The organism is Polaromonas sp. P4_F4 (assembly GCF_056401355.1).
Window position 1 is genome coordinate 1 of record NZ_JBFUJO010000005.1, and the last position, 13084, is coordinate 13084.

Below are 13084 nucleotides of genomic sequence, written 5' to 3' on the forward strand. Positions count from 1 at the left end.
GGGTCTCGCGAGGCCTCTCGGCCACGAAGGATTGCGGGCGGCTATTCACGTTGATCGCACAATGCAGGGTCGGCCATCGACCCGGACGCATCGAGCCGCGAATGCGAAAACGAAGGCCCAAACCCTACCCCTGGTTGAAGGTGCCCCGCGACCAGGCTCGCCGACACGTCCAGAGGCATGGTCATGCCTATGAGCCAAAGTAAGTGCCATTCCCGTTAACCCGCCTTCACGGTGAGCCGGTTCTCGACCGAATTCACCCCTTTGACGGTTTTGGCAAGGGTGCCGGCTCTCTCGCGCGCAGCTTCGGTGGGGGCTGAGCCCGTCAAGGTGACAGCGCCATTTTTGGTATCCACATTGATTTTCAGGGCGCTCAGCTCGGGATCCTTGGCAAGTCCGGACGACACCGCGGCGGTGATGCTCACGTCGTTGATCTTTTCCCCGGCCTTGTCCGCTATCTGCTTGCCGGAAGCTTCAACCTCCCGGGTCGCATCCTTCATCGCCACACCGGCATTGGCCATGGCACTTTCGGTCTTGGCTTTCGCTTTCTCGGCAGCCTGTTCGGTTTTCGCGATGGCGGTGTCCAGCTGCTGGCCGGCCGTTTTGCCATCATCTTGCTTGCCACAAGCACTCAAGGCGAAAAGAAGGACCAGCAAACTGCCTGTCAGCCTCACCCGGGGCTTGCAATGATCGAAAGATGGTTTTTTCATGGGTACTCCTGTTCGTGATCCTGTTCGTGAAGTAGGCACCAGGCACGCTCAATACGCCCAGCAAGCAAATGGGACCGGATCACCGGGTCACACAGGCAACAGATCAAAGGGGGCGACGATCCTGAGTCGTGTCTTTTTGACCTTAGCCCTGAAACCCGCCTTGTGAGGTCAGCCCCCGCCGAAGATGCCGTAGGACAAATCCAGAATCCGTCACCTGGCCCCGACTGACATCGTTCAGGAAACACCGCAACTCAGGGAACGACTCAAAGGCTCAAGCGTGGCAAGGTCCATGCTGCTTGCGAAATGCCCGGGGATAGACAGGGGGCATGGCATGAGACCGTGAGAAAAGACCAAGCCCCCCGGCTTTCGCGCGGCTTTGCTGAAGGGCGTAGGGGCCAGGTCGCCGGCCATAGTGATACGACCACGCCTGGCCTTGGGAGACCATCCATTGGCCCAGGTCATCGCCATTCAATTCCAGCCGGGCCAGTAGCCGACCGTAGTCGTCGTGGCGCCTGCCGAAAACCGCGATGCGCTGGCCCAAGGTCCGCCGCTTGAGCGCGTCGCGGGAAATGCCACCTCCCGGCTGGCAAATCTCGGGGGCGTCAATGCCGTCCACTCGCACGCTGACGGGCTTGCCGCCATCCGCTGGCCGCACCCAGACGGTGTCGCCATCCACGACATAGGTAACCACGCCCATCCACATGGCCTGGGCCGGTGCCGACGCACGTGCGGGAACGCAACAGGCCAGCCAGACCGTCAGGGCGAGAGCCGCGAGCGCCTTCACCTCGTCACGGATTGCCAGGCTCATAGGCTGTTAAATTGATAGCGCACGATTCCTTGCTTGATGGGTTCTCGGCCGAAATTAATGATTATTTACAGGCACCACAACTGCCCTGTGCCTTGCCGCGGGCACCCAAACCGGCGCCCCAAAAAAACCCAGCGCAGCTTGACCGGGTCGAACACCGAATGTACCTGAAAGACTGTATGAATAACCAGCAAACTCGGCAAGCCCAGCAAATCGCATCGTATTCTAGGCAGTGACCACCCAGCCTTCCAGCGTGTCGGTGTCGGGTGGCAAGCCATAACGGGGGGCACCCTGCTGCGCTGCCCACGCCGCCTGCATGAGGCACAGCACGGCATCCAGGCTGTCGCCGCTGGCATCGTCCACGAGGGCGTCCCGCTGGGCATGGCTGACCTTCAGCCGCACCCCCAGCCGGGTCTGCCCGTGCTCCAGGGCGGTGATCAGGTCCTTGCGCGCAATCAGGCGATCGGCCGTCTGCTTGGCGCGGTCGTCGCTTTTGTAGGAGCGACTGCCGAGCACCTCCCGGGCCAGCAGCCCGGGATAGCCTTCCAGCGCGACACGGTTGACATCCCCCTCGTGCAGGCAGGGAAGGTGCACGCCGGCTTCCAGCAGCCGGGGCACACCGGCATGCAGCATGTAGGCCACCGGCGGATTCACCCACTTCATGGACGGGCTGGAGCCAGCCGGCCTGTCCGCCGCACGGTGGGCAAACTTTCCCCCGACGGGGCGCGCATCGCAAAAGGCGGCGAAGGTGTCTCGTATCTCCGGCCGGCTCAGGCTGGCGTAATGGCGAATCAAGGCCGGCCACTGCTCGGGCCAGCCGAGATGCACCACCAGTTCACGCGGCAGGCCGAACGGGAAATCGAAGGCTGCGATCCAGGCGCGTTCCCGGCGCAACCATTCATCAAATTCATCCAGCGAGGCCACGCGTTCGAGACTGGCCAGCAGCACCCGCCCCTGCGATGCCGTGCCCGCAGCCATCACGATCGGCTTGCGCCGTGTGGGACTGCTGGAAAAGTCGCAACCGATCAGCAGGCCGGAGGTCATATGCTCATGAACCCACTGCCAGCTGCGCCATCACGCCGGTCACAATGAAAAGCGTGCCAGGCAATCAGGCTCGGCCAATGATGGCGGCGGTCGCCATCAATTCCTCCAGCAAGGCCATCGATACCTTGCCCGATACCGAGTAAGGGTCGAGTTCCGGCTTTTCGGAATATTTCAGCAGGATGGAGTGGTTGAGCTTGAGCAGGTTGACCTGCCCCATGGTCCAGCCGCCGAAGCGGCGTTCGGAAATTTCTTCATAGTCGAGCAGCGCCACGTCCTTGTGGCGCGGGTCCCGCTGGATGTGGCCATACAGCTCGCTGACAGCCATGCGGCCGCCCTCGATGGCCTGCAGAAAAATCCCCCCACCGTAACAAAGAATGCCGGTGATGCCGCAGGTCGGGTTGTACTGGCGTGACTGGGTCAGGATGGCCTCAATCGCATCGGGACGGGTATCCAGCGCGCGACTGGCATAAAGCAAACGGACTAACATGGGATCATCCTTTCTGTGGAATCAGGGCAAGGAATTCACGGCGCAGGTTGGGGTCCTTCAGGAACACGCCGCGCATCACCGAATTGATCATCTTGCTGTCCATGTCCTTGACACCGCGCCAAGCCATGCAGTAGTGGCTGGCTTCCATCACGATCGCCAGCCCATCCGGCTGTGTTTTCTCCATGATGAGATCGGCCAGCTGCACGACGGCCTCTTCCTGAATCTGCGGGCGCCCCATCACCCACTCGGCCAGCCGCGCATATTTGGACAGGCCGATCACATTGGTGTGCTCATTGGGCATCACACCAATCCAGATCTTGCCGATGACCGGACAGAAGTGATGCGAACAGGCGCTGCGTACGGTGATCGGCCCGACGATCATCAACTCGTTGAGGTGTTCGGCATTGGGGAATTCGGTGATGCTGGGCGGCTGCACATAGCGGCCCTTGAACACCTCGTTCAGATACATCTTGGCGACACGGCGCGCGGTGTTGTTGGTGTTGTGATCGCCGGCGGTATCGATCACCAGGCTGTCAAGCACGGTCTGCATCTTGACTTCAACTTCGTCAAGCAGCTTTTCGAGCTCGCCCGGCTCAATGAACGCGGCAATGTTGTCGTTCGCATGGAAACGCTTGCGTGCCTGATGCAGGCGCTCGCGGATCTTCACGGATACGGGCGTTCCCTCGTCGGTGGAGCCCTGGGGGTGCGTGGTGGATTTCATAAGCATGCCTGATATTACCAGCCCGTCCTGAAACAGTCTTGTCCCGAAATTTGCAAGGTTTTGAGCTGCCAGCCCATAGGACACATACGCAAGCAGCTATATATTTAATAGCAAAAACAGGGGCTCCCGCGCGCCCCGCCAATGCCGGGGGCAATGAGCTCAGTAACGCTGTCCGGTTATCAGCAAGGCCAGTCGCATCAGGGCATAGGCCATCCAGCCCCGCAGACGCTGGCCCAGCGGCCGCTGGCTGTAGACCGCGGGGTCGATGCGCCGGCCGTAGCTGGTAATGGCCACGCACAGGCGGTCTCTCAACGCTTCGGCAAACGCCTTGTTCTCCACCACCACGTTGGCCTCCCGGGCCAGCAGAAAACTGAGCGGATCCAGGTTGGACGAGCCCACCGTGGCCCAGTGTCCGTCCACAACGGCTACCTTGGCATGCAGAAAACTCGCCTCGTATTCATGGATTTCCACCCCTGCCGCCAACAGGGCGCCGTACACCGGTCGCGCAGCATGGTATTGCATGAAGTACTCGTAGCGTCCCTGCAGCAGCAGGGTCACGCTCACACCGCGTCTGGCCGCATTGATGAGGGCGCGGCGCAGCTTGCCGCCGGGCAGGAAATAGGCATTGGCAATGATGATTTCCTGGCGCGCCTGGCCAATCGCCTTGCGGTAAACACGCTCGATGCTGCTGCGGTTGCGCAGGTTGTCGCGCAGTATCAGCGCGGCCCGCGCGCCCGACGCGCCGGCAAGCCTGAAACGTGGCCGACCCGTGAGCACTCCGTTGCCGGTGCGGCCGCCGTAACCGGCAGCCTTGAATTTTTCCCATGCCGCGCTCAAGTGCCTTTGCCGTGCGCTGTAGCCTGCCTGAACGCGCCACCAGAGCAGCGCTGCGGCGTCGGCGGCATCAGCGGCCAGCGGACCTGTCACCGCTACGGCAAAATCAAGACGCGGGGCCTGGAGCTCCCCATGGTTGGGATCGTAAAAGTCATCCAGCACATTGATGCCACCACAAAAAACCACATGCTGGTCCACCACGCACAGCTTGCGGTGCAGCCTGCGCCAGCGGTCGGGCACCAGCAGGCCCAAGCCGCCCAGCCCGCCGAAGCCGGAAGCCAGCGGCGAGTAGACGCACCACTCCACGCCCGTTTCGCTGAATTTTTTTTGCCATTCGGCCGGCAAGGGATCGGTGCCGATGCCATCGACCAGCACCTGGACCGTCACACCGCGCCCCGCTGCCCGCGCCAGCGCCTCGGCCACCTCCGCGGCGACGCCGTGAACGTCAAAAATATAGGTTTCCAGCTGTATCCAGTTGACCGCGGCATCAAAGGCCTTGATGAGTGCCGGAAACAAGGCCTGGGCGCCTTCGAGCAATTGCAAGGCTTCGGACTTGTGGAGTGGGGACATGGGCCGGGGAATTTCGCCTGGGGGCTTGTGAGTTTCAGATGTGGTGTGGACTGGTCAGCCCATTTAAACCGACTGCCCCACATTTGCCAATCGGCTGCGACCCACATGCGGGCAGCGCACCCGCCCCGGCGTGAAGTAAAACAACAAGGCCAAACGCGTGGCCCCGTCCGTTTCAAGCCATGAAGCGCGGCAGAAGCAGGACCGCTTCAGCGTTTGAAGGGGAAAAACAGAGATCGGCGGCGGCCCGGTACGGCAACCACTGCCAGGCTGTGTGCTCGCGCGGATGGAGGGTCACAGCGCAGGTCTCGGGCACGCACAAGCCAAACACATGCTCGGTATTGTGCGTCACCCCCGGCGCGTAGCGGTGGCGCCAGGCCGGGTAAATCTCGTAACGATTGGAGAGCGCCCAGTCCCGGAATTGTGCGGGTGCGGCGGCGATGCCGGTTTCTTCCATCACCTCGCGCAACGCCGTCTGCAGGAGCGGTTCGTCCACCGTGTCTTTGGAGCCGGTGACGCTCTGCCAGAAGCCCGGATGGTCGGCACGCTCAAGCAACAGCACATCGAGCTGCGGCGTATGGATGACGACCAGCACCGACTCCGGAATCTTGAAGCGCTTCATGGCTCCTCAAACACCGACGGCCCCCGAGGCGCAACGAGCAAGCGTGGTGGCGGCATCCCCTTCAAGCAGGGGCCGCGGAACCGGCTCAGCCGGGCCGCAGGCGCAGCGGCCCCCTCGGGGGGCAGGAAGCTACGCGAAGCGAGCGACCGTGGGGGCCACATTCAAACCGGCTGCGGATTGCGCAGGCGGATATGCAGCTCACGCAGCTGCTTTTCATCGACCGGGCTCGGTGCATGGGTCAGCAGACATTGCGCACGCTGGGTTTTCGGGAAGGCAATCACGTCACGGATCGACTCGGCTCCGGTCATCATGGTGACGATGCGGTCCAGCCCAAAGGCCAGGCCACCGTGCGGCGGCGCGCCATATTGCAGGGCATCCAGCAGGAAGCCGAATTTCTGCTGCGCTTCTTCCGGTCCGATCTTGAGTGCGTTGAACACCTTGCTCTGCACATCAGCGCGGTGGATACGAACCGAGCCCCCGCCGAGCTCCCAGCCGTTGAGCACCATGTCATAGGCTTTGGCGATGCAGCGGCCGGGATCGGTGTCCATCCAGTCTTCGTGCCCGTCCTTGGGTGCCGTGAAAGGGTGGTGCACCGCGCTCCAGCGCTGGCCTTCTTCATCAAATTCGAACATCGGAAAGTCCACGACCCACAGCGGCTTCCAGCCGGCGGTGAACAGGCCGGTCTTTTTACCGAATTCGCTGTGGCCGACCTTCAGGCGCAGGGCGCCTATGCTGTCGTTGACGACTTTTTCCTTGTCGGCACCAAAGAAAATCAGGTCGCCGTTCTGCGCGCCGGTGCGCTTGAGGATTTCGGCAATGGCGGCGTCATGGATGTTCTTGACGATGGGGCTCTGGAGCCCTTCGCGGCCCTTGCCCGCATCGTTGACCTTGATCCAGGCCAGGCCCTTGGCGCCGTAAATCTTGACGAACTCGGTGTAGCCGTCAATCTCGCCGCGGCTCATCTCCGAGCCGCCGGGCACGCGCAGGGCGACCACGCGGCCGCCCTTGGTGGTGGCCGGCGCACTGAACACCTTGAAGTCGACATCGGCCATGACATCGGTCAACTCGGTGAACTCGAGGTTCACCCGCAGGTCGGGTTTGTCGGAGCCGTAACGGTGCATCGCATCGTTGTAGGCCATCACCGGAAACTCACCAAGGTCGGTATCCAGCACGGTCTTGAAGATGTTGCTGATCATGCCCTGGAACATGTCGCGGATGTCCTGCTCCCCCATGAAGGATGTCTCGATATCGATCTGCGTGAATTCGGGTTGGCGGTCGGCACGCAGGTCTTCGTCACGAAAGCACTTGGTGATCTGGTAGTAGCGGTCAAAGCCCGCCACCATCAGCAACTGCTTGAACAGCTGCGGACTCTGCGGCAGCGCGAAGAACATGCCTTCATTGACACGGCTGGGCACGAGGTAATCGCGCGCGCCTTCAGGCGTGCTCTTGGTCAGCATCGGGGTTTCAATGTCGATGAAACCATGGGAATCGAGAAACTTGCGCGTCTCCATGGCCACGCGGTAACGCAGCATGAGGTTCTTCTGCATGTAGGGACGGCGCAAGTCCAGCACCCGGTGCGTCAGGCGCGTCGTCTCCGACAGGTTGTCGTCATCGAGCTGGAAGGGCGGCGTGACACTGGGGTTGAGCACGATCAGCTCATGGCACAGCACCTCGATCTTGCCGCTTTTCAGGCTGTCGTTGGTGGTGCCCTGCGGGCGGGCGCGCACCACGCCCTTGACCTGGACACAAAATTCATTGCGCACGTCTTCCGCGGTTTTGAACATGTCGGCACGGTCCGGGTCGCACACCACCTGCACGTAACCTTCGCGGTCGCGCAGGTCAATGAAAATCACGCCGCCATGGTCACGCCGGCGGTTGACCCAGCCGCACAGGCTGACGGTCTGGCCCATGAGGCTTTCGGTCACCAGACCGCAATAGTTGGAACGCATTTGGGAAGCAATAGCCATAAAAATCTCGAACTTTCAATGCCTCTGGGGCAGTTTTCGCCGTTTACAGGGGCGGGGTCAGCGGCTGGAAGGGCCTTGCGGGAACCACGACGCCCATCGAAATCACGTAAGTCAGTGCCTCGTCGACGCTCATTTTCAGCTCGATGCATTCGGACTTTTTCAGCATGACGAAGTAACCGCCCGTGGGGTTGGGGGTCGTGGGAACGTAGACGCTCACGTAGTCCCCCGGCAAATGGTTGACCACATCGCCGCCCGGAAAGCCGGTCAGGAATCCGATCGTCCAGACTCCCTCGCGCGGCCATTGCACCAGCAGGGCCTGGCGAAAGGCATTGCCGTTCTCGGAGAACAGCGTGTCCGACACCTGTTTCACGCTCGAATAGATGGACCGCACAATGGGAATGCGGTGCAGCAGCGAATTGCCCCAGTGGACCAGCTTCTTGCCAAAGAAGTTGCTGGCAATGGCGCCCATCAGCAACACAATCGCCAGCATCAAGAGCACACCGAAACCAGGAATGTGAAAGCCCAACAGCTTGTCGGGGTGCCAAGCCCCCGGCAGGATCAAGAGCGTCTGATCAAGCGTTGCAACGATCCAGTTGAGGACTGCCAAGGTAATGGCCAGAGGCACCAGCACCAGGAGTCCGGCCAAAAGCCATCGGCGAATGGAGCTCATCACGAGACTTTGGATGACGAATCGCTGGCCGCGCCCTGGCTGGCTGGCGCTGCCGCAGGCGTAGCTGTTGCAGGGGCGCTGGCCGTTGCAGCGGCCGCGCCTGTATCTGCGGATTTGCTGTCCGTGCTTTCCGTGCTTTCCGTCGCTGTCGAGCCGCTGCCACCCGATTTGGCAGGCTGAGCCGCCTTGTCTGCGCCGCGGAAATCAGTCACGTACCAGCCCGAACCCTTGAGCTGAAAGCCGGCTGCCGTGACCTGCTTCTTAAAGCTGGCGGCCCCGCAGTGCGGGCAATCGGTCAAGGGCGCATCCGATATCTTTCGCAAGACGTCCTTGGCATGCCCGCAGGACTCGCATTTATAGGCGTAGATTGGCATAGTGCTAGAGGTTCTGTCCGGGAAATTGCGCCTGAAGAAGGCTTGCCAGCGCAAAACCCTCAATTATAGGCGTTGCCGCCAACTTCAAGGCAAACGGGCGGGGGAGACCCGCGGCGCCCGGGCCGGCGTCAAAAAATCCGGACCCGCAACAGCAATTGCATCACGATCAGGCCCAGCACAAAGCCCAAACCGCCATAGATCAGGCTTTGCAGCAACCTGTTGGTACGCTTTTGCTCGACCAGCAGGGCTTCCACGTCGCGGCGGCTTGGCCCCGACGGCCCCTTAAGGTACTGGGCCAGCAGCCGCGGCAGCTCCGGCAGCAGCTTGGCATAAGCGGGGGCCTCGGCCTTGAGTTGGGCCCAAAGCTTTTCGGGCCCCACCTGCTCCACCATCCATTTTTCAAGAAAAGGCTTGGCAGTGCTCCAGAGGTCGAGTTCGGGGTCCAGTTCGCGCCCCAACCCTTCAATATTGAGCAATGTTTTTTGCAGCAGGACCAGTTGCGGCTGGATTTCCACCTGAAAACGGCGGGAGGTCTGGAACAGGCGCATCAGCACCAGACCCAGCGAGATTTCCTTGAGCGGCCGGTCGAAGTACGGCTCGCAACAGGCTCGAATGGCCGCTTCCAGCTCGTCCACACGGGTGCTGGCAGGCACCCAGCCGGACTCGAGATGCAGCTCGGCCACGCGTTTGTAGTCGCGCTGAAAGAAGGCGCTGAAGTTGTGAGCAAGGTACTCCTTGTCCACCTCTGTGAGCGTACCCACAATGCCGAAATCCAGCGAAATGTAGCGCCCGAATGTTTCCGGGTCGAGGCTGACCTGAATGTTGCCCGGATGCATGTCCGCATGAAAAAAACCATCGCGAAACACCTGGGTGAAAAAGATGGTCACGCCGTCACGGGCCAGCTTCTTCATGTCCACGCGGGCATCGCGCAGGCGCTGGACCTGGCTTATGGGCACCCCCTTCATGCGCTCCATCACCATGACATCGGGCATGCAGTAGTCCCAGAACATTTCCGGAATCATGACGAGGTTGAGGTTCTGCATGTTGCGGCGCAGTTGCGCCGCATTGGCGGCCTCGCGCAGCAGGTCCAGCTCGTCGTGCAGGTATTTATCAAACTCGGCCACCACTTCCCGCGGCTTGAGGCGCTTGCCATCGGCGGATGCGCCCTCCACCCAGCCGGCCATCATGTGCATGAGCGCAAGGTCTTTCTCGATCGCGGGCAGCATGTTGGGGCGCAATACCTTGACGGCCACCTCACGGCCGTCGTGGAGCGTCGCAAAATGAACCTGGGCAATCGATGCGCTGGCCACCGGTATCTGCTCAAACGTCGCGAATATGCGATCCAGGGGCCGGGAAAACGCCTTTTCGATGATGGCCACGGCCACGGCCGACTCAAAGGGCGGCACCCGGTCCTGCAGGCGGGCCAGCTCATCGGCGATGTCGGGCGGCAGCAGGTCGCGCCGGGTGGACATCACCTGCCCAAATTTGACGAAGATAGGCCCCAGCCTTTCCAGCGCCTCGCGAAGACGGGCGCCACGGGGAGCGCTCAGGTTCCGCCCCAGCGAGACGATGCGGGTCAGCAGGCGGATCCACGGTTTTTCAAAGCTGGACAGAACCAGTTCATCGAGACCGAAACGAAGCACGGTCCAGACAATGACTCCCCCCCTGAACACCCGGGTCATGCAGAAGCCTTCGCGGCATCCGGAGAAGAACCGGGCGCTGCGGATGAAGATGAGGATGCGGATGAAGGGGACGTTGAGAATGGAGCCGGGGACATTGGCGCCTGCGCCAGAAACTGCTTCAGGCCGGCCAGCAGCCGCCTTGCTGCGTCGGCGAGGGCGTGCGCAGGCGCATCACCTATCAGGCGGGAGAGATCCTCTTCGGCATCCCAACGCAGATTTTCGGCCAGCCATCCAAACTCGGCCGCCAGTCGCACATCGCCCTCAACCTTCACCGGCGGAGGTTTGCCAGCAGCCACCGACTGCATGATGACCAGGGGCGACTCGGCGGCCACCGAAAGCAGCAGGTCCGGCTGTGCTGCGGGTGGCGCACGGTCAACCAGACCCGCCGGGGTTACGATCAAATCAAGCGCAAAAACACCCCACCGAAGGTGGACAACACGGCCTTTTTGCCGTAACAACCGATCCTGCGCCTCTTTCTCCTGCAGCAAGACATGGTTCAGAAACAGCACCAGCCGCCGCTGCCCTTCATCGACCACCCAGGCGGGCGGCTGAAAACGGCTGGCGACAGACTCGAGAAAAGAAAAAGGGGACGTGTTATTCATACGTCCCCGATTTTGACAGCAATGTGGCCCCCACGTTCGCCCACTGCGTGTGGCTCTCTTCCCCCCGAGGGGGCCGCTGCGCCTGCGGCCCGGCTAAGCCGGTTCCGCGGCCCCTGCTGGAAGTTGGGACCCGCGCTTTTCAGTTCAGCTAGCGGGATTACTGGAGTGCCTGAACACCGGCGACCAGCCAGCCACTGCCGCCGTTACGGGGTTTGGTCATGTTCCAGACTTCGCGGAAGGGGCTGGCGCCAGCGGAAGCGTCCTCGCGGATCATCCCCGAGAACTCGACGCTGGCCATGTACGTATCGCTCAGCTCCTCTATGCCCAACAGCTGCGCATTGAGCATCACGACCTCGGTCCGGTTGGCCACACCGCCGGTGTGAGATTCGCGGTCGGCCAGCTGCGCCTTGATCTGCGCCAGCATGTCGTCGGTCATCATGGCGCGCAAGCTCTGAATGTCGGAACGGTCCCAGGCGTCCTGCAGCGTCACGAAATTCGCCTTGCTGGCCTTGAGGAAGCCCTCGGCATCAAACCCTGCAGGGACGCCCCACGTCTGGGCGCCCAGCAAGGCCGAGCCAATCATGGAGCCCGCGGCGGGCGCGGCCGCCGCGTCCCGGTTGGCATCGAACGCCATGCCGCTGCGCTCCCAGGGTCGCGCCGAGGCGTCGTTGCCCACATTTTCGGGACTGTAGTTCCTCGGCGTGGCAGCGTTGCCCGCGCCCTGGAATGCAAACGGATCCTGCGTACGTGGAGCAGCAGGACTTGCTCCACCGCCCTTGAGCTTGCGCATGACGAAACCGATCACCACCATGATCACCAGGGCCAGCAGCGCGAACATGATGACCTGGCCAAAGGCTTCACCCAGGCCGAGCGACGAAGCCAGCCAAGCCAGGCCGAGGCCGGCAGCCAGGCCGCCCAGCATGGCACCCCACGGTTTTTTCGGGGTGGCAGGGGCAGGTGCCGCGGCAGGCGCTGCCGGTTTGGCCGCGGAGTTGGTCGCGGAAGTAGCGCCGCCCGGCGTGGCCTCACGCTGCGTGACATTGGACGATTGCTTGCCAATTGACTTGCCGCCACCCAGACGCGCAGCCTCGGCGTCCGTCCCCGGCACAGCCAGGGTGAGCGCCATTACGGCAGAAAGAATGACTGACCAAATCTTCATGACATCTCCTTTGAGCAAGCTTTTCGCCTGTTTATTTAAAGTCCGTTTAACTTCTTCAACTCTTCTTCAACTCTTCTTCAATACTTCTTCAAAAAATCTTCTTCAGCATTTGATTGCAACATGCAATGCCACTACCCCGCCGGTCAGGTTGTGATAGTCCACATGACCAAAACCACCTTTAAGCATCAGGGCTTTGAGTTCTTCCTGGCTCGGATGCATGCGAATCGACTCGGCGAGATACTGGTAACTTGAATCGTCATTGGCCACCAGCTTGCCGAGCCTGGGCAACACCTTGAACGAATACCAGTCATAAATCTTTTCCAGGGGTTTGGCCACCTTGGAAAACTCCAGCACCAGCAGCTTGCCGCCGGGTTTGAGCACACGGTTCATTTCGCGCAGGGCATCCTCTTTATGCGTCATGTTGCGCAAGCCGAAAGCGACGGTGACCACGTCAAAACTGGCATCGGCAAACGGCAGGTGCTCTGCATCACAGACCAGTGTGGGCAGGTTCACACCGGCATCCAGCAGCCGGTTGCGCCCTTCCCTGAGCATCGCCTCGTTGATGTCGGTGTGGACCACCCGCCCGCTGTTGCCCACCTTGGGCGCAAAAGCCAGGGCCAGGTCGCCCGTCCCGCCGGCAATGTCGAGCACCTGCTGGCCCTCCTTGACATTGGCGACCAGCACGGTGTAAGCCTTCCAGGCGCGATGCAGGCCCATCGACATCAAATCGTTCATCACGTCGTATTTGGGTGCCACGGAGTCAAACACGCCGCGCACGCGTCGCGCCTTGTCCTGCTCCTCGACGGATTCAAAGCCGAAATGGGTTTTCGTCATAAAGTGAAT

General features: G+C 61.6%; 14 protein-coding genes and 1 pseudogene. 1 reads left to right on the top strand and 14 read right to left on the bottom strand.

Features of this window, described 5'->3' with window-relative positions; genetic code table 11:
- Positions 1-203 (top strand): annotated as a pseudogene (locus AC1DUR_RS07140) (IS4 family transposase); the annotation flags it as partial.
- Positions 204-215: 12 nt separating this feature from the next.
- Here AC1DUR_RS07140 and AC1DUR_RS07145 read toward each other — a convergent pair.
- The 14 genes from AC1DUR_RS07145 to ubiE all read right to left on the bottom strand — a co-directional run bounded on the left by AC1DUR_RS07145 (position 216) and on the right by ubiE (position 13075).
- On the bottom strand, positions 216-707 hold the full coding sequence (locus tag AC1DUR_RS07145; protein WP_477717773.1) for a BON domain-containing protein: 492 nt from the start codon (positions 705-707) through the stop codon (positions 216-218).
- 271 nt (positions 708-978) lie between these two features.
- A complete protein-coding gene (locus tag AC1DUR_RS07150) occupies positions 979-1515 on the bottom strand; it encodes a thermonuclease family protein (protein ID WP_477717772.1) in 537 nt (178 codons plus the stop codon).
- 222 nt (positions 1516-1737) lie between these two features.
- Complete coding sequence (locus AC1DUR_RS07155; RefSeq protein WP_477717771.1) at positions 1738-2556, bottom strand: DUF429 domain-containing protein; 819 nt, start codon at positions 2554-2556, stop codon at positions 1738-1740.
- Between the two features lie 64 nt (positions 2557-2620).
- Positions 2621-3043, bottom strand: coding sequence for a BLUF domain-containing protein (locus tag AC1DUR_RS07160; protein WP_011481828.1), 423 nt, complete (start codon positions 3041-3043; stop codon positions 2621-2623).
- Positions 3044-3047: 4 nt separating this feature from the next.
- Positions 3048-3770 (bottom strand): GTP cyclohydrolase I, encoded by a 723-nt coding sequence (gene folE / locus AC1DUR_RS07165; RefSeq protein WP_477717770.1) that lies wholly within the window; start codon positions 3768-3770, stop codon positions 3048-3050.
- Between the two features lie 153 nt (positions 3771-3923).
- Positions 3924-5168, bottom strand: coding sequence for a cardiolipin synthase ClsB (gene clsB / locus AC1DUR_RS07170; RefSeq protein WP_477717769.1), 1245 nt, complete (start codon positions 5166-5168; stop codon positions 3924-3926).
- A 172-nt stretch (positions 5169-5340) separates the two neighbouring features.
- Complete coding sequence (gene nudB, locus AC1DUR_RS07175; RefSeq protein ID WP_477717768.1) at positions 5341-5787, bottom strand: dihydroneopterin triphosphate diphosphatase; 447 nt, start codon at positions 5785-5787, stop codon at positions 5341-5343.
- 161 nt (positions 5788-5948) lie between these two features.
- Positions 5949-7754 (bottom strand): aspartate--tRNA ligase, encoded by a 1806-nt coding sequence (aspS, locus tag AC1DUR_RS07180; RefSeq protein ID WP_477717767.1) that lies wholly within the window; start codon positions 7752-7754, stop codon positions 5949-5951.
- 43 nt (positions 7755-7797) lie between these two features.
- Positions 7798-8424, bottom strand: coding sequence for a DUF502 domain-containing protein (locus AC1DUR_RS07185; RefSeq protein ID WP_477717766.1), 627 nt, complete (start codon positions 8422-8424; stop codon positions 7798-7800).
- The gene (locus AC1DUR_RS07190) at positions 8424-8798 is read right to left on the bottom strand and encodes an FmdB family zinc ribbon protein (RefSeq protein WP_477717765.1); all 375 of its coding nucleotides are present in this window, start codon (positions 8796-8798) and stop codon (positions 8424-8426) included. Before AC1DUR_RS07190 ends, AC1DUR_RS07185 begins: the two co-directional genes overlap by 1 nt.
- A 128-nt stretch (positions 8799-8926) precedes the next feature.
- Entirely contained in the window at positions 8927-10480 is a 1554-nt protein-coding gene (ubiB, locus tag AC1DUR_RS07195) for a ubiquinone biosynthesis regulatory protein kinase UbiB (protein WP_477717764.1), read from the bottom strand.
- Positions 10477-11082: a hypothetical protein gene (locus AC1DUR_RS07200; RefSeq protein WP_477717763.1), complete on the bottom strand. Its 606-nt coding sequence runs from the start codon at positions 11080-11082 to the stop codon at positions 10477-10479. The genes ubiB and AC1DUR_RS07200 overlap by 4 nt, the downstream gene beginning before the upstream one ends.
- A 157-nt stretch (positions 11083-11239) precedes the next feature.
- Complete coding sequence (locus tag AC1DUR_RS07205) at positions 11240-12241, bottom strand: Tim44 domain-containing protein (protein ID WP_477717762.1); 1002 nt, start codon at positions 12239-12241, stop codon at positions 11240-11242.
- A gap of 102 nt (positions 12242-12343) precedes the next feature.
- Entirely contained in the window at positions 12344-13075 is a 732-nt protein-coding gene (gene ubiE, locus AC1DUR_RS07210) for a bifunctional demethylmenaquinone methyltransferase/2-methoxy-6-polyprenyl-1,4-benzoquinol methylase UbiE (protein ID WP_477717761.1), read from the bottom strand.
- Positions 13076-13084 lie beyond the last annotated feature (9 nt).